The sequence below is a fragment of the Pandoraea pnomenusa genome, assembly GCF_040391475.1.
GTDB lineage: Bacteria > Pseudomonadota > Gammaproteobacteria > Burkholderiales > Burkholderiaceae > Pandoraea > Pandoraea pnomenusa_C.
Map to the genome: position 1 here is coordinate 1 of NZ_JBEBXS010000014.1, position 17,491 is coordinate 17,491.

Here is a 17,491-nt window from a genome sequence, read left to right on the forward strand (position 1 = left end):
GCAACCTTGCCAAGGTTGAGGTCGCGAGTTCGAGACTCGTCTCCCGCTCCAAATCCAGAGGGAAGCCTGGCTTCCCTTTTTATTTGCCGAAAAGCCCACGGCGATCGATCCGAAGGGCGCCCTCGATGGCAACAGCGAGCGGTTACAATGCGGCATATCCCGATGGCGGGATGGCAGAGTGGTCATGCAGCGGCCTGCAAAGCCGTGTACGCCGGTTCGATTCCGACTCCCGCCTCCAAAATTCAAAAGCCCTGACTTGTCAGGGCTTTTTCTTTTTCCGCGTCATGGCTACGGCATCGGGTGGTTTGACCGCGCCGACAGACGACACGCGCAGCAGCGGCGTGACATCACAACACCATAGCTCGCATGATCCGGCCAGTAGCTTCGTCGGCGGGGTAAAACGCTTCGAGCGCCAGCTCGGCGAGCGTCACGTCCACGGGCGTACCGAACACCGTCGTCGTACTGAAGAACGACAGTAGCCCGTCCTTCGTGTGCAACTGCATCGGCACGAAGATGCTCGCCGTCGGCGGTACCACCGGTGCCGGGCCACGCTCTGTCACGGGAAACGCCTTTAATTCCTCGTACAACTCGCCTAACGTGGCATCGCCGCTAGCGTGAATTTGCTGACGCAAGCGGTGCAGCAGATGCGCGCGCCATTCCGGCAGATTGGCAATGCGCGGCGCGAGTCCATCCGGATGCAGCGACAGGCGCAACACGTTCACCGCGCCGCTAAGCAACGAAGGATCGACGCCGGCCAGCAGGGGCATCACCGCGCGGTTTGCCGCGAGTAACGTCCAATGCCGGTCGACGGCCAGTGCCGGATACGGCTCGTGACCATCAAGCACCCGCTGGACGGCTTCCCGGGCGACGGCCATGTCGGGAGCGTCGAACGCGCGGGCTTCGAAGCGAGGCGCGAAGCCCGCCGCCACCAGCAGCGCGTTGCGTTCACGCAGTGGAATATCGAGCGCTTGCGCGAGATGCAGGAGCATCTCGCGGCTGGGTTGTGCGCGGCCCGTCTCCACAAAGCTCAGATGGCGGGTGGAAATCTCGGCTTCCAGCGAGAGATCGAGCTGGCTCATGCGTCGACGCTGACGCCAGTCGCGCAACAGGGTTCCGATAGCAGGTGTCGTCATGAGACGTGGGGGTGGCGATTGAGGAATGCGCAGCCATTACCTCGCAGGTAATCGACGGCGCGTCGCGCGTTCGAGAAGATTATAGCCAGCGAGACATGATGTCTCGTCATCCTGAGCAACGCCGCCATGAGCGGGTTGTCCGGATCGGTCCCACTTCGATGGAGGTCACCATGATGTCATCCCGTCAGTCTTCGCTTGAGGCTTCGCGCCACGACTCACTTCAGTCTTCCTCCCGCACGTCGTTTCTTGCCCGCGTGATGCTCGCCGACGCGCTGGTCAGCGGTGCCGTCGGGCTGCTACAGGTACTCGCGGCGGCCCCGCTGGCAGCGCTGCTGGACCTGCCTGTCGATGGACTGCGTGCTTCGGGCGTTGTCTTGCTGGTCTACGGGGCAGCACTCGTTTGGCTGGTACGGCGCACCACGATCCCCGCAGGGGCGGCGTGGGTTGTCATCGCCATCAACGTGATCTGGGCGCTTGATTGCGGCATTCTGTTGGCATCGGACTGGATCGCACCCAACGGGCTGGGTGTAGCCTTCATCGGTGTGCAGATCGTCACCGTGCTGGTGTTCGCCGAGCTGACGTTCATCGGATTGCGCCGTCGTCGGTCGGTGCCGGCTTGAAGGGCTTGGTGCCCCGCGATGTCACGAACTCACTGTCGTTCGATGCCCGCGGGGGAGCTCGATCATGGGCCCCTTGCATTCGAGGCCCGCAAAGAGGTGTAAACCGGTTCGATACCGCGCCCCGCCCCCAAAATTCAACAGCCCTGGCTTGTCAGGGCTGTTCTGCAGCGAATCCAGTCATTTGTTTCCTTCTGCGAGGTCAGCGACGAACTTGTTGCATGTGGATCGTGCCCATTCGACTTCCTCTCCCGGCGCAAATAACTGGGCGATGATGTACTTGCCCTTGACCAAAATAGCACTCGTGCACATCACATTGGCCGCTGATCGTGGCTTGCCATCGACCGTGGTCGTCACGGGAGTTCGTACCGTGTTGGTGAACGCGACGTTGTCGTCGCGATCCAGGCCAATCAGGACCGGGGTATCGAATTTGATATTCTCGAGGTCGTGCCCTGGCGCAAGCGCTGCATTCAGTGGTGCGCGTCGCTCAAGCGCCTGTTTGTTCGCCAGGTCGGCATGGTGCTCCTGGTTCTTGAGGTTGTCACGGCTATACGCTGTGTAGGTGCGAAACTCACGAACTGTCATGTACTCCGATATGACGGCTTTCGGTACCTTGACGATAAGGTACCGTTTGAGCGGCCCGGATTGCGCCTGAAAGCTGAGAAGTTGTGCGTTGGCGTCGGTTGCCAGTTCAGCGATCCGACGGCCGTTGGGGTCGTTTGTGTAGTTGTCGAAGCCCGAGATACCTGGAATGGCGATTTGTTCAATGCCGACCGTCACCGTGTTACCGTTCGCTTGAACGGCAGTCGAAAACGCGATTGCAACGGTCGCGATAATCATTAAGAGAGACCGCTTGTCGAACTTGGGCACGTTGCCATTCATGATGGTTTACCTTTTACCGGACTTGTCGCTCATATCAAGTAACGACCGTTTCCAGGAAAGCTAAAGGCTGCCTTTGGGGCGCCAGCAGCCGGTCATGAATCGCCATGCTCGGCAAGAGGGGCGATAGCGCTCGGCCGAGACTCACCGACGTCAGGGCCTCCGTCCGTTGGAAATTTCAGCATTGCCGTTGCGAGACATAATCCAGACACCAAATCTTCGATCGTCATGACCGTCCAGAAACTGTTCTATTACCCCAGCAACGCCAGCATGGCCCCTCACATCGTTTTGGAGGAAATCGGCCGACCGTTCGAGTTGGTGCTCGTTGACCGCAATCACGATGAACACAAGTCAGCGGACTATCTGCGCCTGAATCCGAACGGATTGATTCCGGTGCTGGTGGATGGCGACATGGTGCTGTATGAGGCCGCCGCCATTTGCCTGCATCTCGCAGACGCAAATCCTGAAAGCGGAATGGCCCCCAAACTGGCAACGCCGGAGCGTGCCCAGTTCTACAAGTGGCTCATGTGGCTGACGAACACGCTTCAAGCGTCATTGATCGTCTACTTCTACCCGGACCGTTGGGTCGACGCCGGCAACGTTGCGGGCGTCGATCAGGTGCGGGCACATGCGGAATCAAAGATCGGCACGTTGCTGGAGCAGTTGGAGGCGCAACTTCAGTCGAGCGGCGGCCCGTGGTTGCTGGGCGACAAATACTCGATCCTTGATCCCTACGCGTTCATGCTGTGCCGGTGGACGAGGGGCTTCGCGAAGCCGGCGCGTGAGTGGACGTTGCTCGGCCAGTATTTGCAGAGGATGCTCAACCGACCTGCGATACAACGTGCGTTGGACACAGAAGGGCTTGCTGCGCCATTCGTGTGAGCCAGCGCGTCGCGAGGCTGTTCAAACCTTTCAAGACGAACGACTACCCGCTTGGGGCGCGTTGGCTTGCAGCATCGTATAGACGATTCGATACCGCCTTCCGCCCGTCATTCAAAAGCCCTGACAAGTCAGGGCTTTTTTCTTTGCTGCCGATTTCATCAAATCGGCCCACCGATCAACCGGCAAGCATGAGATCGAGGTTCTGCACCGCCGCGCCAGAGGCGCCTTTCCCAAGATTGTCGAACACCGCTGCCAGCAGAATCTGCCCATCCTCCTCGTTTTGGAAAACGCTTAACTGCATGTCGTTCGTACCGTTGAGCACTTGCGGATCGAGGTGCGTCATGGTGCTCGATTCGTGCAGCGGCAGAACACGGACGTGAGTCGCCTCGGCATAGTGGTGCGAGAGGCACGTGTGCAGCGCTTCACCGTTCGCCCCGGGGGCCAGCAGCCGCGACGTCAGGGGAATCGTCAGCACGATACCCTGGCGGAACGCCCCGTACGAAGGCGTAAAGATGGGGCGCTGCGCGAGTCCCGCATGCAACTGGATTTCCGGCGCATGCTTGTGCGCGAGCCCCAGGCCGTAGGCCTGATACGGCGGTGCCTTGATCGCTCCCTCGCCCTCATATTCCTCGACACCTGCGCGTCCCCGCCCTGAGTAGCCGGACACCGCATGAATGCTGATCGGGTAGCTGTCCGGCACGAGCCCTGCCTGCACCAACGGACGCAGCAAGCCAAGCGCACCGGTCGGGTAGCAACCGGGGTTGGTCACCCGACGTGCCTTCGCAACTTTCTCTGCCTGCCCCGGCGTCATCTCCGGAAACCCGTAAGTCCAGTCCGGATGCGTGCGATGCGCGGAGCTTGCGTCGATAACGCGAACATCAGGATTGACGATGGCGGCGACCGCCTCGCGCGCGGCGGCGTCCGGCAAGCAAAGGATAGCGATGTCGCAGGCATTGATCGCTTCTGCGCGCCGCTGCAAATCCTTCCGCTGCGCAGCCGCGAGCGTCATCACGCGGATGTCGCTCCGGTTGCGCAGCCGTTCGTGGATCAGCAACCCGGTCGTGCCTTGGTCGCCATCGATGAAAACAATGGGAGAGCTCATGCGTGAAATACTCCACTGACGTTGGGCTTTCGAAGGGAAAGCGAAAATGAGCCTCCATGGTCGACGGACAGCTAGAATATGAAAAGTTGAATTTCATAACCTGATAGTTCAGTTTTTCTGAATCTGGAGACCGCCATGCGGGAGATCAGTCTGGACCGTCTGCGTACCCTGGTCGCGATTGCTGACCGCGGTTCGTTTGCCGAAGCGGCGCGCGTGTTGCATCTGGCGCCGCCAACGGTGAGTCTTCATATTTCGGAACTCGAGGAGCGTATCGGCGCGCCGCTCCTGTCCCGCAAGCGCGGGCACGTCAGGCCGTCGACGATTGGTGAGGTGCTGATCGAGCGCGCGCGTCGGCTGCTGGCCGATGCAGAGCAGGCGCTCGACGATATTCAGCGTCAGGTGCAGGGACTCGAGGGGCGTGCGAGGATCGGCGCATCGACGGGGGCGATCGCCTATCTGTTGCCGCAAGCGCTCGAGGCGCTGCGCGAGCACCATCCCACCATCGACGTTCAGGTTGCCGTGCTGACGTCACAGGAAACCCTGTCACGGCTGGCAGACGGGACGCTCGACGTGGGGCTGGTCGCACTGCCTCAGCCGCCCGTGACAGGGCTCGTCATCACGCCCTGGCGACGCGATCCGGTGATGGCGTTCGTGCCGGCGCATTGGCAGTGCCCGGCCCGCGTCACGCCCGAGTGGCTCGCGGCCCAGCCTTTGATTCTGAACGACACGACGACGCGGCTTTCGCGTCAGACGTCGGAGTGGTTCGCGACTGCCGGCCATCATCCTGCGCCGCGCATCGAGCTCAACTACAACGACGCGATCAAGAGTCTGGTGGCGGCCGGATACGGCGCGGCGCTTTTGCCCCATGAGGCGAGCGCACCGTTGCCCGACAAGCGCATTGTCATGCGCCCGTTGCGTCCGGCGCTATGGCGCCAACTCGGCATTGCGCACCGCGCGGGGTACGTGGAGCGACCCACGCAGCACGTGCTGGACGTGTTGCGCGATCTGCGGCTGCCTTAAAGGTTGCCGCCCCCAGCGCGGTACTGCGCAATTCTCCGGAAGCCAGCCATCACGACGTTTCGCTGCGGCCCGGAAGCGCGCCATACGTCGAGAGCATCGCTTCAAATTTGGCCGCATCGGGAAACGCCGTAACTTCATGTCGAATCGGCAGATAGTCCGTTGGTTTCAGAAAATCGCCGAGTTGCTCGTGAAGGACACTGCGCGGGACGCATGCGGTCTGCTGGGTTTCGTGGCGGAAGAGGGCCACATAGTCCGTGTCGGGGAGTAACGAATGCACGCCCTCGCTCCACACGCAAATGCTGCGCTGTTGCCCATCTTCGCTCTCGAGGACGGTATGTTGCGCCACGAAAATGTCCACATTCTCCTGGTCGTGGATCTCGTCGATCAGCGTTTTCTGGTCGTGATAATCCCCGGCCAGTTCGCGCAACCGTAGTTGATGCAGTTTCCCGGCGAGTGCTTCCGGGGTGAACTTCTCCCATGCCGTGCCGGACCATCGCAGCATTAGCGGAGGAAGCGCGCGTGCCTGATCCAGCGCCCCTTCGGCCGCCGCGAGGAGCGTTTTCAACCCGGCCTCGTTCCGGTCGCCGGTCAGCAGCAGCGCGGTTCGGTTCGGCGCCATGACGACAGGAGCGCCAGCGATGGGCTGCCGGTAGAGCACGTCGGGCAGCAGCAGTCGCGATGCGTCGTAATAGTCATTGAATTGCGACACGAACACACCGTTTTGCAGTGGCAGCCACGGTTGCGACGAAACGAGCCGAAGATTGTCGATGGCGATGTCGAGGGCTTCGTCGAAGGTAATACCCCACTGTTCGAGCGTCGCGCTGTCAAGCCGCAGCAGGTTGAATTCACCGTCGTAGGCGAGGCCGATTTCGAGGTTCTCGCATAGCGGACGGTAAGCGAGTTCGACCAGAGAGTCGGCGCCGAATGCCTGAAGCTTGATGACCCCACGTTCGGTCGAGCTGCGGATCACCGGCCTGAGTCCCGGTTGCGCTTCGGCCAGGCTGGAGGGTACGGATGACGACATCAGGCCCGCAGCTTGATTTCGCAGGCACGTCTGACGTTCGTCGGGGGCAGTATCGACATACTCCCGATGCATGTTCGACAAATTGATGATGCCCGGGATGGCACCTTCGGCCTGCCCGGTGAGCGAAAGACGGCTGCGCTCCGGCTCGTGGGTCCAGGCTCTTGTGTCTCCGGCCTCGCGAAGTGCCGACATGAGGCGATTGGCAAAATCCGCTTCGGAAGGCGGTTGCGGGGCGTGACGTTTGCGAAAGAAATCGAATAGGCCCATGTTCGAACTCGGGTTGTGCCACCGGCGACGGGGCAGGTCAGTCTGCGGACGCAGCCGCTCACGATGCCAAATGAAAGAATCCGGCGCGTGGCCGGATTCTTTTATCGATATTGTCGGTTATTTCATTCCGACGGATTCGTAGCTCACGTCCGTCACAATGTCGTTCGGATCCACCGTGACAATCAGCTCACGCTTCGAAATCTTCAGACTGAACGCCGATCCGCTGGTGGCCGTGTACGAATACACCAGCGCCTGTCCGTCCTTCTCCTTGATGGCCGGATAGATCGCATACCCTGCAGGGCGTCCCAACAGCGCGATGACATCCGTACGCGTCGTCTTGCCCTTCACGATGGCGGAGCGCTTTGCGTCGTCAAACGTGCTGGCATCTTCCTTGAACGACGAGACGAAGACGTTCGACACCAACCGATCCTGCCAGAACGCCAGCGACAGCGACCGGGCCGGGGTCACGCCGGCTTCCACCGGCGTGCCGCCCACCGCCGCATAAGCGTAGGAGAGCAGCTTGACGTCCTGGTCATTCTTCGAAACGCTGCTCTCGCGGTAAGGGCTGCCATACGCTGTCCGGACATCAGAGAGGGTGGTCTTGCCGTTTTGCAGTGCCGTGTCGGCTGGCCGCACAAAGTTGGTACCGGCGCAGCCCGTCAACGCGACGGCCAGCAGTGCGCCAAAGCAGAACATTGCGATTCGTTTCATGTCGTCCCCGTGAGATGTCAAAGCATTCTGGATTTGTGATGCCATCGTCAATCTTTCAACAATGCGCTTGATACTTCTCGACACTGCGCGCAATAGATAACGGCAATATCCCGGAATTCCTTAGGACATCGTCACGATTTTCGTCGCATTGAACGGCATGGCACAGGCCGAAGCCCCGAGGTCCTATTCGTCCTCGTAGCGAAAACGGTACTTGCCATTGGACTGACCGATCCGGGCGAAGCCCAATTCGCCAAGATGCATTCCTGCAACCAGAAGCCGGTCGGAACTGACCTGATCCAGAAGTCTTGAGCGCGTGGCGGCGGCGAGCGTGGCGTCCTGATCGAACGCAATCGTTACATCGGGGCGCCGAATCTGGATGTGCGGGAAGTGCACGATATCGCCCCAGATCAAAGCGCCGTCGCCGCCGGATTCGACGAGGTATCCGGTATGTCCGTCCGTATGCCCGGGCAACGGCATCGCGCGGATACCGGCCAGCACGTCACCTTTGTCGAACGTCCGGAGCTTGTCGCGATAGGCATCAAGCACACGGCGGGCGATCACGAAGTTGCCGCGCGCCCGCTCGTTGGCGCGGCTGAGATTGGCGTCGTCTTGCCAGAACGCGACTTCGCGCGTGTGCGCCACGAGCGACGCATTCGGAAAGGCCGCGTGTCCGTGCGCATCCACCAGTCCACCGACATGATCGGGGTGGGCATGCGTCAGGAGAATGGTGTCGATCGTCGAAGGGGCGATGCCCGCCAGCGACAAATTCGCCATCAGCAGGCCGCCCCATTGCCGAATGCCGCCGGCACCGCCGTCGATCAGGACGGTGCGTCCCTTGCCTTGCACGACATAACAGTTGATATGAATGGCGGCGGGCGGGGACTGTCCGGCATCGTGCTGGATTCTCGCGGCTTCATCGGCATCGATATTCGCCAGGAATTCAAGGCTTGCCGTGAGGTAGCCGTCGCTGATCGCGGTAATCGTGAAGTCGCCGATTTGCCGACTTGGAAAGTGATTCATGGGCAGGTTGTTTCTCCGGCATTGTCAGGTCCGACCAAGGTCCGTAGCGTCATGTCAGGTCCGCGCGCTCGTGAGTTGCGCGGTCATGGGCGAATAGAGATGGACGTCGTCCGCAACGCGATCGAGATCATCGGCAATCCGGCAAGGCAGCACCGCGAGCCACCGCCTCTCGGGCGACCTCTCCAGCGCCACGGCGTGCATCGCCAGCGGCTCGGCCCCCATTCGTCGCAGGGCGTCGGGGCCGCTCGAGCAAAGTGCCAGCAATTCATCGTCCTTTACGTCGGGAGCCGGGCCGATATCGCTGTAGAGATTGCGATGCCAATCCGTAATGTGGTGTTGCCATTTCGCGAAATTGCCCCCGCCTTTGCGGCGGTACTCGTCGCTGGTCAACACATCGAGACCGTAAACCGTGTGGATGGCGAGATAGACGGGACAACCGCCACGCATCGCCTTGAAGCGCTGCGACGTGTGGAATCCGGAAACGGAAATCAGCGCCGGCAGCTTGTCCCGGCTGTAGAAGTCGTTCCATTCGGCCTCGCTGCCGGGATCGTCAAAACTGCATTCGACCGTGTAGATCATCGGAGTGTCTCGGGGAAGGGGGAGGGTTCGCCGGAGCCTGTCGCTCGCTCATTGCGTTAACGTAATGCTAAGCTCGAATTTCCGGCCGATAAAACGAAATGCAGTCATGCTTCAGTGACATTCGTGCAAGCTGAGGGCCGGGACAATCCCTTCGACGAGACTGCAATGGCACGCAAGATCCCCAGCAATTCGGCACTCCAGGCGTTCGAGGCGGCGGCGCGGCACGGAAGCTTCGCTCGCGCTGCAGAGGAACTGGCTCGGACAGAGGGCGCCGTCAGTCGTCAGATCGGTCGGCTGGAATCGTTTCTGGGCGTCACGCTGTTCGAGCGGATCGGCAACCGGGTGCGACTCGCGCCGAACGGTGCACGCTACGCGACGCAGGTTCGCGAGGTGCTCGACCGGCTGGAGCGTGACAGCCTGTATCTGATGGGGCAGCCCGTCGAAGGGGCGAGCATCGACATTGCCGCGAGCCCGACGTTCGCGACCCGGTGGCTGATTCCCCGGCTCAAGCATTTCCAGACCCGGCATCCGAACATCACGGTGCATATTGCCGAGCGCATGGCGCCATTTCTGCTGGCAGGCAGTGGCTTCGACGCCGCCATCCATTTCGAGCATCCGGCGTGGGCGGGCATGCATGTGCATCCGTTGCTCGAGGAAGTGCTGGTGCCCGTTTGCAGCCCCGCGCTGCTTGCCGATGTCGGCGCCTCTGCGTCGCTCGACGCGTTGCCACGGCTTCATCGCCGACAGAATCCGGACGCCTGGCAAACGTACGCACAGGAGGTCGGCATTGCGTTGACCAACTCGGCCGTCGGTGCGCGCTACGATCTTCACGCCATGTTGATCGAGGCGGCGCTGGCCGGGTTGGGCGTTGCGCTGGTGCCGCGCCTGTATGTCGGCACGGAGCTTGAACAGGGCCGTCTCGTCGCGCCGTGGCCCGACGCCAGGGGGATCACCAAGACGTTCTGTCTCGTGCTGCCGGAGCCGATCGAATTGAGTCCCCAGCCAGTCCGCGCCTTCGCAAACTGGATGCTCGATGAAGCACGCGCACTCTGAAGTGTGTGGCGATCCCCGGTGCAAATGCATCGAGACCGCCGGACGCTTTGACGTCCTTGGCGATTCGTCGACCTACGACATCATCCCGGGGAGCGCCTCGGCCAATGCATCGACGGCGATGCGAACCTTGCGCGGTAAATGCGGCGTTTGCTGCCATACCGCATACGCGTCGTAGAGAAACGGTGGTTGTTCGGGGAGCAGATGAACGAGCGCTCCCGCCCGAATCCGGTCGCTCACCAGCCAGTACGGCAGCCACGCCATGCCTGCGCCGAGTGTGGCAGCGTCGGCGATGGCGTCCAGATCGTCCATCCGTACCCGATTGGCAGGCATGAATTCCTGTGGCGGTTGTCCATCGCGCGGGAAGCGCCACGGGCGCGCCCTGCCGGAGCGTCGATACACGACCGCGTGATGCGCAGTCAGCGCGTCAAGATCCTGCGGCTGCCCGTGCTCGGCGACATACGCTGGAGACGCGCAGACGATCATCGGTTGCCGTGCCACGCGGCGAGCCACGATACCCGCCTTGTCCGCCAATTCGCCGGTGCGTACGGCGATGTCGAAATCCCCTTCGGCCAGATCGACGAAGCGATCGCTCAATGAGAGATCCAGTTCCAGCTCGGGGTACTGCTGCGCGAGCCGAAGCAGCACCGGTGCGACGCAACGCCGTCCGAAGTGCACGGGCATGGCGACCCTCAGGCGTCCGCGTGGCGCCGAGAGTTGATCGGCCGCCAACGCGTCGGCGGCGTCTGCTTCGGCGAGCACGATCTTGCAGCGCTCGTAATACGCGCGGCCGAAGTCGGTCAGGCTCTGACGGCGCGTCGTGCGGTTCAGCAGTCGCACGCCCAGGCGCGATTCGAGCCAATGGACATGCTTTCCGACCATCGGGCCGGACAGACCGAGGTCGTCCGCGACGGCCGCAAACGAGCCCAGATCGACGGCTTTCACGAATACCGCCATGCTGGTCAGACGATCCATATTGAAAACCTCTGGTTTCTAGTGTCGGTCGGGAACGGCCATTTATCTCGCAAAAGCGTACCGCTACAGTAGATTCCATTCAATGAGTTCTTACTGGAGGCCATATGGCACGCGTCGTTCGTTTTCATCAACATGGCGGTCCCGAGGTCCTGCACATCGAAGACGTCGAGGTGCCGCCACCCGGAGCGGGGGAGGTGCAGATCCGCGTGAAGGCGCTGGGGCTGAATCGGGCGGAAGCGATGCTGCGGGCGGGAACGTATATCGAGACGCCGTCGCTTCCGTCCGGTCTGGGGCTGGAGGCGGCCGGTGTGGTCGAGGCAGTTGGCGAGGGCGTGATCGGCTTTGCGCCGGGCGATGCCGTGAGCATCGTGCCGCCGCAGTCGATGGTGCGTTGGCCCGCGTACGGTGAGTTGGTCACGTTTCCCGAATCGCTGGTCGTCAGGCATCCGGCGTCGCTGGGTTGGGAGGCCGCCGCCGCCGTCTGGATGCCGTATCTCACGGCGTATGGCGCGTTGATCGACATCGCAAAGCTCGGGCGGGGCGACTTCGTCGTGGTGACAGCCGCGTCGAGCAGCGTCGGGCTGGCGGCGATCCAGATCGCGAATCGCGTCGGCGCCATTCCGATCGCGGTCACGCGAACCTCAGCCAAGGCGTCGGCGTTGCGCGACGCCGGGGCGGCCCATGTCGTGGCGACTGCGGAGGTCGATCTCGCCACGCGGCTTGGCGAGATCACCGGGCCGGCCGGTGCCCGCGTGGTGCTCGATCCGATCGGCGGGCCGATCTTCGAACCGCTGACCGCCGCGATGTCGCAGGGCGGCATCCTTATCGAATACGGCGGCCTGAGCCCGGCACCGACGCCGTTCCCGCTGTTCGCCGTACTGAGCAAGACACTCACGCTGCGCGGTTACCTAGTGCACGAAATCACCGGTGACCCGGTGCGGCTGGCAGCGGCGAAGGCGTTCATTCTCGACGGCCTGGCCGCCGGCGAGTTTTCGCCAGTGATCGCGAAGACCTTCGCGTTCGACGAGATTGTCGAAGCGCACCGCTTCCTCGAGTCGAACGAGCAGTTCGGGAAGATCGTCGTGACGGTGTAATTCGAGGCGGACATGCGCGCGGATCGCCGGACGCGACACACGGAACGCCTTGACGATAGACGCGCATCGCCTACAGTGAACTAGCCACATGCGAGGGGAGTTCACGATGCAAACGACAAGTCATGAATTGATCACGATCGGCTCGCTGTCGATGCGGTTTCTGGTCGACGGCCACGACACGACCGGCCATATGACGATGGCGGAAATGGTCGTCGAGCCACACGCCAAGGTGCCGCCCCCCCATCGCCATGTCGACGTCGACGAGACGATCCACGTGCTTGAGGGCGCGCTGACCTATCGCGTCGACGACGAGGTGCGCGTGCTCAATGCCGGGGAGCATTGCTTTTCGCCGCGCGGCAGCGTGCATCACTTCTCGAACCCGGGTGACGTCACCGCGCGTGCGTTGGTGGTCTTCTCGCCTGCGAAGATCGGCCCCGACTATTTTCGGGAGATGGCCGATGTGCTGTCGGCCGGCGGTCCACCGAACGTCGAGGCGATGAAGTCGATCATGCAGCGGTACGGGATCGAGCTGGCGCCTTGAGACGCTTCCCGCGCGGATCATATGACGCGGTTGTCCCGATAGGCGCACGCTGCGGAATTCTCGAGCATCGAGGCAACGAAGCCCTGATACGTCCGGGGTTCACATGCCCATCGGGCTCGTGACATCGCGCTTGCTGGACGAACGGCAAACGGCCGAGAGAAGACCGAGAACATGCAGGGCGCCTTTCGCGATCATGGTGAGCAGCGGCATGGTGATTCTCCTTCAGGTTGGCCGCATCGCGGTATTGCGTGGGCCGTTGATCGAAGTATCTGCCGTGTGCCGCCGCGCCGAAACTGCGATTAATACAACTGGCGATGTGCGACGCGATTGAGCAGTAACACCTGCCGCGTTTCAAAGCCCATTCGTTCATAGAGCCGGATCGCCGACGCGTTGTCGTCGCGCACATGGAGAAACGGCACATCGCCCCGTGCGCGGATTTCCTTGCGCAAGATGTTCATCAGGCGTTGCGCGAGTCCTCGTCCGCGATGGCGTTCATCGACGCACACGGCGCTGATTTCCACGTACCCGTCCAGGCACATCCGTTCTCCGGCCATCGCGATCAGCTCGCCGCCGTCGCGAATGCCGACATAGTTGCCCATTTCGATGGTGGATCGCGAGAAGGGGCCCGGTCGGGTCTTGTCGGCGAGCGACATCATGTCGGGGACGTCGTCCTTGCTCAGGCGAAGCACGCCGTCGTCGGGCGCTGCGTCAACCCGGGCGGTATCTACCATCTGGCACACGGAGAACAAGACGTCGCCATGGACCCGGTCCATCGCCGGAATCGGTGCGAGGCTCATCAGCCAGACGAAGTCGCCCGCTGGAATCAGCGTCGCGAGGGCGTCGAAGGCGTCTTGCGTCATGTGCTTCACTGCGGCAAACGCGGCCACGTCGGGACGGTAGCGCAACGCCAGTCCGGCAGCCCCCTGTGCGAGATTGGCGTGTCTGCCGGACAGCGCGTGCCAGGGCGGATTGTCGAGCGGTTCGGGGGAGGTCGTCATCGTAGTCTCACTTGGGAAGTCATCGAATGTGAGGACGATTCTAGACACGCGAGAGACACGGCGATATAGTCGCAAATGACTAAATTAGGATCATTTGCGACATGCGGATTTGCGTATTCGCGCTGGATGGCGTCTTCGATACGGGGCTGACGGCGCTCCTGGACACGTTTGCTACGGCGAACCTGCTGGCGCGAATGCAGGGGGCGCCGGCAGACGTGCTGCAGGTATCGGTTGTTGGCGTGAAGTCGCGCGTGCGAACGGGGTTGGGACTGACGATGTCGGTTGCGCCGGCGCGCAGCGTGACGCACGCCGACTGGATTGTGGTTCCGGCGCTCAACGCACTGACGCCGGAGCTGCTCGTCGCAGCGCTTCAGCGACGCGACGTCATCGAGGCGAAAGCCCGGTTGCGCGAGTGGCGCGAAGGCGGCATCGGTATCGCGGCTGCGTGCATCGGCACGTTCGTGCTGGCCGACAGCGGATTGCTCGACGGTCACGATGCCACGACGACCTGGTTCCTTTCTCCGTTGTTCCGTGAGCGATATCCGCTGGTGAAGCTGGACGATTCGCGAATGGTCGTGGCCTCCGATCGGTTGGTGACGTCGGCGGCGGCGATGGGGCACCTCGATCTGGCGCTGTGGTTCGTGCGTCAGGTGAGTCCAGAGCTGGCGTCGGCAGCGGCGAAGCTCCTGCTGATCGATCATCGCTCGTCGCAGGCGCAGTACATCATTCCCGATTTTCTTGCGCATGCCGATCCGCTCGTGGAGCGCTTCGAGCGGTGGGCACGCGAACACCTCTCGGATGGGTTTTCTCTGGAAAGTGCGGCCGCTGCGCTGAACGTGCATATCCGGACACTGCAACGCCGCACGGAGCAGGTGCTCGGCAAGTCGCCGTTGGCATTCTTTCAGGACTTGCGGATTCAGCGTGCGCGGCAACTCGTATCGAACGGCTGCGATCTCGATACGGTCGCCGCCGCTGTGGGATACGCCGACACGTCGACCCTGAGAAGTCTGCTTCGCCGCAAGCTTGGGTGCACTGTCAAAGCGTTGCGCGGGCAGGGGTAGTGACCGTCGTGGGCATGGGAGATCAGGCGGAGCGATTCACGGGACTTGTCGGAATCGCCAGGAAGGCGACGAATGTGTCCCACGCATTTCATCGATAATCCGAGATGGCCGAGAACCGAGCGGAATCTCTCCCAACTTAACGATCACGTTCACCAACGTGCTCGAACTTGCGACGCCCGATTGCCATGACCTATTCTTCGACTTTCATCTTCGCTGCGAAGTCATTCGACGACGAATTCCATCGTCTGGACGAATCAATCTCGAAGGCCGCCAGATCCATACCGGGATACATCGGCGAGGAAGCGTGGGAGAACGCCGCTACGGGGCAGGTCTCAAATGTTTATTACTGGGCATCGATGGATGCCCTGAATCAACTGATTCGACATCCCGCCCATTTGGAAGCGAAAGCGGCGCAGTCGAAATGGCTCGATGGCTATCAGGTTGTCGTATCGGAAGTCATGCGCGTATACGGAGACGGAAAGTTGCCGCATGTCCTGGATGCAAATCACACCGAGCGTTGACTGAAACCTGAAGAGCGTGCACAGCGTGCCTAGAACCCCAACTGTTTGACGAACGCGTCGACCGGGCGCGACCACATCTTGCCGCCGTAGGTGAGTAGCATGTGGCCGTCGTGGCCGGGCAGGTCTTCCGTATGAACGAACTGCACCGGGCTGCCGCCAGCGGCGAAGGCGTCGAACCATTGCTGCGGCGCATCTGCCCCCCAGTACTGGTCGTTGTGCGCATAAAGCCACAGGCCCGGAATCTTTGTCGTTTTGCCGAATTGGCCGTAGACCGTCTTCATCTGCTCGGGGTCGCAGCTATGCCCCGGTGCCCGATCGGGCATGCCGCCGGCGCCGCCGGAAAAGTTGATGTAGCCGACCACGCCCGGTGGGTTCGCTGCGGCGGTCGCCACCGTCGTGAAGCCGCCGACGGAGCGGCCCTCCAGCACGATACGGTCCTTGTTCGCCCACGGCTGCGCGCGCACCCAGTTCACCGCGGCGAGATTGGCTTCGGCCGTCACCTTGGCGAGCTTGTCGAAATCCGGGCGACGTGTGCAATTCCCCTGCGCATTGAACGACGCCCCCGAGTTCTCCCGATCCGGGCCGCCCGTCGCGCCGTAGCCCACGCGAATCGGCGCCACGATGGCGAAGCCCTTGGCCATCCAGTAGCGCACATGCCCCTTCAGAATCGGATTCGCCAGCTTGGCGCGAACGAGCGCATCGGAAGAGCGTCCGTGCTCGAAGATCAGCACCGGGAAGGGGCCGTTTCCGGACGGCTTGTAGACCTCGGTGCGCATGGCAACGTCGCCACCGAAGGTGCCGGCGCCCGGCACGACGATGGACACGATCTCCGGCGCGACATCGGCGGCCGTCGATGGGCTTCCCGACACGCTGTCGTCCGACGCTGCGAACGCGCCGGAGATGCCGGAAAGGGGCGCCGCGAGAACGGCGGCGCAAAGCCATCCCCCGCAAAGTCGTGCGCGTGCGGTCCAACGTTTCATGGTTTGGGAGACCCCGAGGTCGTGCGTTGTCAGTGTGCAGCGCTCACCGATGCCTTGCCGCGTCAGCTTTGCGTGCCGGCCGATTCCTGCGCGCGGCGCAGCCGCTCGCGGCTGTTGGTGAGGTGCGTGCGCATCGCGGCACGCGCCGCTTCCGGATCGCGTCGTGCAATGGCGTTGTAGATGTCCTCGTGCTCGCGGTTCACGCGGTTGAGATACGACACCTGATCGTCGTCGGCCAGCGCGGCCGAGTTCACGCGCGTGCGCGGGATGATCGTGTTGCCGAGCTGTTCGAGAATGTCGTGGAAGTATCGGTTGCCGGTCGCGCTCGCCACTTGCAGGTGGAACGCCACGTCGGCCGTGACCGCGTTGCCGGTGCGCTGGCGCACGTGCATCTCGAAGTCGTCGAGCGCCTGACGCATCAGCTTGAGCTGCGTGTCGGTGCGGCGATTGGCAGCCAGTCCGGCAGCTTCCGTTTCCAGCGAGATGCGCAACTCCAGAATCGCCATCACGTCGAGCATGGTGAGAATGCTGTTGGTGTCGACCTGGAGCGAGTTCTCGCGCGGCGCCTCGAGAACGAAGGTGCCGATGCCGTGACGCGTCTCGACCAGTTGCGCGGCCTGCAATCGCGAGATGGCCTCGCGTACCACGGTGCGGCTCACGCCCAGACTTTCCATGATGGCCGACTCGGTCGGCAGCTTGTCGCCCGGCCGGAACGTGCCGCTGCGAATCTGCTCGGACAAGGCGCTCACCACCTCTTCCGTGAGGCTGCGAGACTTGCGGCGAGGACGTGCGGGCAACGAGCTGGACATGGACATGGCGTCTGTTCGAATGTGGGTGACCGAAAACGCCCCCAGTTTACCTTATCGACCGTCGCATACATACGACAACCGATAAGAATCGACCGCCAACGCCGCAGCCCAGACAACATCAGGCATCGGCGGCCGGAAACACTACCTCGTGCGACTTCTCGCGACCACTCTGAAACCATCCGGGCCGGCACGCGCACGGCGCCCGCCCGGACAGTGTTGCTACCTTCG

At 62.3% G+C, this 17,491-nt stretch carries 19 protein-coding genes and 1 tRNA gene; 9 read left to right on the top strand and 11 right to left on the bottom strand.

Features of this window, described 5'->3' with window-relative positions:
* Positions 1-164 precede the first annotated feature (164 nt).
* Positions 165-238: transfer RNA gene (locus ABWO90_RS15770), tRNA-Cys, on the top strand.
* A gap of 109 nt (positions 239-347) precedes the next feature.
* Here ABWO90_RS15770 and ABWO90_RS15775 read toward each other — a convergent pair.
* Complete coding sequence (locus tag ABWO90_RS15775) at positions 348-1,133, bottom strand: helix-turn-helix domain-containing protein (protein ID WP_353192171.1); 786 nt, start codon at positions 1,131-1,133, stop codon at positions 348-350.
* Between the two features lie 170 nt (positions 1,134-1,303).
* Between ABWO90_RS15775 and ABWO90_RS15780 the strand changes: the two genes are divergently transcribed.
* Positions 1,304-1,753 carry a hypothetical protein gene (locus tag ABWO90_RS15780; RefSeq protein WP_353192172.1) on the top strand — a complete coding sequence of 150 codons (450 nt, stop codon included), beginning with the start codon at positions 1,304-1,306 and terminating at the stop codon, positions 1,751-1,753.
* Positions 1,754-1,930: 177 nt separating this feature from the next.
* On the opposite strand, the gene ABWO90_RS15785 is transcribed toward ABWO90_RS15780, so the two are convergent.
* Positions 1,931-2,632 (bottom strand): hypothetical protein, encoded by a 702-nt coding sequence (locus tag ABWO90_RS15785; RefSeq protein ID WP_353192173.1) that lies wholly within the window; start codon positions 2,630-2,632, stop codon positions 1,931-1,933.
* Positions 2,633-2,857: 225 nt separating this feature from the next.
* Between ABWO90_RS15785 and ABWO90_RS15790 the strand changes: the two genes are divergently transcribed.
* The gene (locus ABWO90_RS15790; protein WP_353192174.1) at positions 2,858-3,511 is read left to right on the top strand and encodes a glutathione S-transferase family protein; all 654 of its coding nucleotides are present in this window, start codon (positions 2,858-2,860) and stop codon (positions 3,509-3,511) included.
* A 175-nt stretch (positions 3,512-3,686) separates the two neighbouring features.
* Here the strand turns inward: ABWO90_RS15790 and argC are convergent, their stop codons facing one another.
* Positions 3,687-4,613: an N-acetyl-gamma-glutamyl-phosphate reductase gene (argC, locus tag ABWO90_RS15795; RefSeq protein WP_353192175.1), complete on the bottom strand. Its 927-nt coding sequence runs from the start codon at positions 4,611-4,613 to the stop codon at positions 3,687-3,689.
* 135 nt (positions 4,614-4,748) lie between these two features.
* Between argC and ABWO90_RS15800 the strand changes: the two genes are divergently transcribed.
* Positions 4,749-5,633 carry a LysR family transcriptional regulator gene (locus ABWO90_RS15800; RefSeq protein WP_353192176.1) on the top strand — a complete coding sequence of 295 codons (885 nt, stop codon included), beginning with the start codon at positions 4,749-4,751 and terminating at the stop codon, positions 5,631-5,633.
* A 49-nt stretch (positions 5,634-5,682) separates the two neighbouring features.
* On the opposite strand, the gene ABWO90_RS15805 is transcribed toward ABWO90_RS15800, so the two are convergent.
* The 4 genes from ABWO90_RS15805 to ABWO90_RS15820 form a co-directional block, all read right to left on the bottom strand.
* Positions 5,683-6,849: a DUF1444 domain-containing protein gene (locus ABWO90_RS15805; protein WP_353192177.1), complete on the bottom strand. Its 1,167-nt coding sequence runs from the start codon at positions 6,847-6,849 to the stop codon at positions 5,683-5,685.
* Positions 6,850-7,041: 192 nt separating this feature from the next.
* A complete protein-coding gene (locus tag ABWO90_RS15810; protein WP_353192178.1) occupies positions 7,042-7,635 on the bottom strand; it encodes a hypothetical protein in 594 nt (197 codons plus the stop codon).
* 183 nt (positions 7,636-7,818) lie between these two features.
* Positions 7,819-8,655, bottom strand: coding sequence for an MBL fold metallo-hydrolase (locus ABWO90_RS15815; protein ID WP_353192179.1), 837 nt, complete (start codon positions 8,653-8,655; stop codon positions 7,819-7,821).
* A gap of 54 nt (positions 8,656-8,709) precedes the next feature.
* Positions 8,710-9,234, bottom strand: coding sequence for a sugar ABC transporter (locus ABWO90_RS15820; RefSeq protein ID WP_353192180.1), 525 nt, complete (start codon positions 9,232-9,234; stop codon positions 8,710-8,712).
* Positions 9,235-9,399: 165 nt separating this feature from the next.
* Here ABWO90_RS15820 and ABWO90_RS15825 point away from each other — a divergent pair, with 165 nt between their 5' ends.
* Entirely contained in the window at positions 9,400-10,287 is an 888-nt protein-coding gene (locus ABWO90_RS15825; RefSeq protein WP_353192181.1) for a LysR substrate-binding domain-containing protein, read from the top strand.
* Between the two features lie 72 nt (positions 10,288-10,359).
* Here ABWO90_RS15825 and ABWO90_RS15830 read toward each other — a convergent pair whose 3' ends face one another.
* Positions 10,360-11,259 carry a LysR family transcriptional regulator gene (locus tag ABWO90_RS15830; protein WP_353192182.1) on the bottom strand — a complete coding sequence of 300 codons (900 nt, stop codon included), beginning with the start codon at positions 11,257-11,259 and terminating at the stop codon, positions 10,360-10,362.
* 104 nt (positions 11,260-11,363) lie between these two features.
* Here ABWO90_RS15830 and ABWO90_RS15835 point away from each other — a divergent pair, with 104 nt between their 5' ends.
* Positions 11,364-12,353 carry a zinc-dependent alcohol dehydrogenase family protein gene (locus ABWO90_RS15835; protein WP_353192183.1) on the top strand — a complete coding sequence of 330 codons (990 nt, stop codon included), beginning with the start codon at positions 11,364-11,366 and terminating at the stop codon, positions 12,351-12,353.
* A gap of 106 nt (positions 12,354-12,459) precedes the next feature.
* A complete protein-coding gene (locus ABWO90_RS15840; RefSeq protein ID WP_353192184.1) occupies positions 12,460-12,894 on the top strand; it encodes a cupin domain-containing protein in 435 nt (144 codons plus the stop codon).
* A 299-nt stretch (positions 12,895-13,193) separates the two neighbouring features.
* On the opposite strand, the gene ABWO90_RS15845 is transcribed toward ABWO90_RS15840, so the two are convergent.
* Positions 13,194-13,892, bottom strand: a complete 699-nt coding sequence (locus tag ABWO90_RS15845) for a GNAT family N-acetyltransferase (protein ID WP_353192185.1) — start codon at positions 13,890-13,892, stop codon at positions 13,194-13,196.
* Positions 13,893-13,993: 101 nt separating this feature from the next.
* Between ABWO90_RS15845 and ABWO90_RS15850 the strand changes: the two genes are divergently transcribed.
* Together ABWO90_RS15850 and ABWO90_RS15855 are read left to right on the top strand one after the other, a co-directional pair.
* A complete protein-coding gene (locus tag ABWO90_RS15850) occupies positions 13,994-14,953 on the top strand; it encodes a GlxA family transcriptional regulator (RefSeq protein ID WP_353192186.1) in 960 nt (319 codons plus the stop codon).
* 185 nt (positions 14,954-15,138) lie between these two features.
* On the top strand, positions 15,139-15,474 hold the full coding sequence (locus ABWO90_RS15855) for an antibiotic biosynthesis monooxygenase family protein (RefSeq protein WP_353192187.1): 336 nt from the start codon (positions 15,139-15,141) through the stop codon (positions 15,472-15,474).
* Positions 15,475-15,503: 29 nt separating this feature from the next.
* On the opposite strand, the gene ABWO90_RS15860 is transcribed toward ABWO90_RS15855, so the two are convergent.
* Both ABWO90_RS15860 and ABWO90_RS15865 read right to left on the bottom strand, forming a co-directional pair.
* On the bottom strand, positions 15,504-16,454 hold the full coding sequence (locus ABWO90_RS15860) for an alpha/beta hydrolase family protein (RefSeq protein ID WP_353192188.1): 951 nt from the start codon (positions 16,452-16,454) through the stop codon (positions 15,504-15,506).
* 62 nt (positions 16,455-16,516) lie between these two features.
* On the bottom strand, positions 16,517-17,263 hold the full coding sequence (locus ABWO90_RS15865; RefSeq protein ID WP_502922634.1) for a FadR/GntR family transcriptional regulator: 747 nt from the start codon (positions 17,261-17,263) through the stop codon (positions 16,517-16,519).
* Positions 17,264-17,491 lie beyond the last annotated feature (228 nt).

Coding starts and splice junctions, on each gene's coding strand:
- ABWO90_RS15845 (WP_353192185.1), bottom strand. CDS start 13,892: ATGACGACCTCCCCCGAACCGCTCGACAATCCGCCCTGGCACGCGCTG.
- ABWO90_RS15790 (WP_353192174.1), top strand. CDS start 2,858: ATGACCGTCCAGAAACTGTTCTATTACCCCAGCAACGCCAGCATGGCC.
- ABWO90_RS15785 (WP_353192173.1), bottom strand. CDS start 2,632: ATGAATGGCAACGTGCCCAAGTTCGACAAGCGGTCTCTCTTAATGATT.
- ABWO90_RS15865 (WP_502922634.1), bottom strand. CDS start 17,263: ATGTCCAGCTCGTTGCCCGCACGTCCTCGCCGCAAGTCTCGCAGCCTC.
- ABWO90_RS15830 (WP_353192182.1), bottom strand. CDS start 11,259: ATGGATCGTCTGACCAGCATGGCGGTATTCGTGAAAGCCGTCGATCTG.
- ABWO90_RS15840 (WP_353192184.1), top strand. CDS start 12,460: ATGCAAACGACAAGTCATGAATTGATCACGATCGGCTCGCTGTCGATG.
- ABWO90_RS15820 (WP_353192180.1), bottom strand. CDS start 9,234: ATGATCTACACGGTCGAATGCAGTTTTGACGATCCCGGCAGCGAGGCC.
- ABWO90_RS15780 (WP_353192172.1), top strand. CDS start 1,304: ATGATGTCATCCCGTCAGTCTTCGCTTGAGGCTTCGCGCCACGACTCA.
- ABWO90_RS15825 (WP_353192181.1), top strand. CDS start 9,400: ATGGCACGCAAGATCCCCAGCAATTCGGCACTCCAGGCGTTCGAGGCG.
- ABWO90_RS15805 (WP_353192177.1), bottom strand. CDS start 6,849: ATGTCGGCACTTCGCGAGGCCGGAGACACAAGAGCCTGGACCCACGAG.
- ABWO90_RS15850 (WP_353192186.1), top strand. CDS start 13,994: ATGCGGATTTGCGTATTCGCGCTGGATGGCGTCTTCGATACGGGGCTG.
- ABWO90_RS15810 (WP_353192178.1), bottom strand. CDS start 7,635: ATGAAACGAATCGCAATGTTCTGCTTTGGCGCACTGCTGGCCGTCGCG.
- ABWO90_RS15855 (WP_353192187.1), top strand. CDS start 15,139: ATGACCTATTCTTCGACTTTCATCTTCGCTGCGAAGTCATTCGACGAC.
- ABWO90_RS15835 (WP_353192183.1), top strand. CDS start 11,364: ATGGCACGCGTCGTTCGTTTTCATCAACATGGCGGTCCCGAGGTCCTG.
- ABWO90_RS15775 (WP_353192171.1), bottom strand. CDS start 1,133: ATGACGACACCTGCTATCGGAACCCTGTTGCGCGACTGGCGTCAGCGT.
- ABWO90_RS15800 (WP_353192176.1), top strand. CDS start 4,749: ATGCGGGAGATCAGTCTGGACCGTCTGCGTACCCTGGTCGCGATTGCT.
- ABWO90_RS15815 (WP_353192179.1), bottom strand. CDS start 8,655: ATGAATCACTTTCCAAGTCGGCAAATCGGCGACTTCACGATTACCGCG.
- ABWO90_RS15860 (WP_353192188.1), bottom strand. CDS start 16,454: ATGAAACGTTGGACCGCACGCGCACGACTTTGCGGGGGATGGCTTTGC.
- argC (WP_353192175.1), bottom strand. CDS start 4,613: ATGAGCTCTCCCATTGTTTTCATCGATGGCGACCAAGGCACGACCGGG.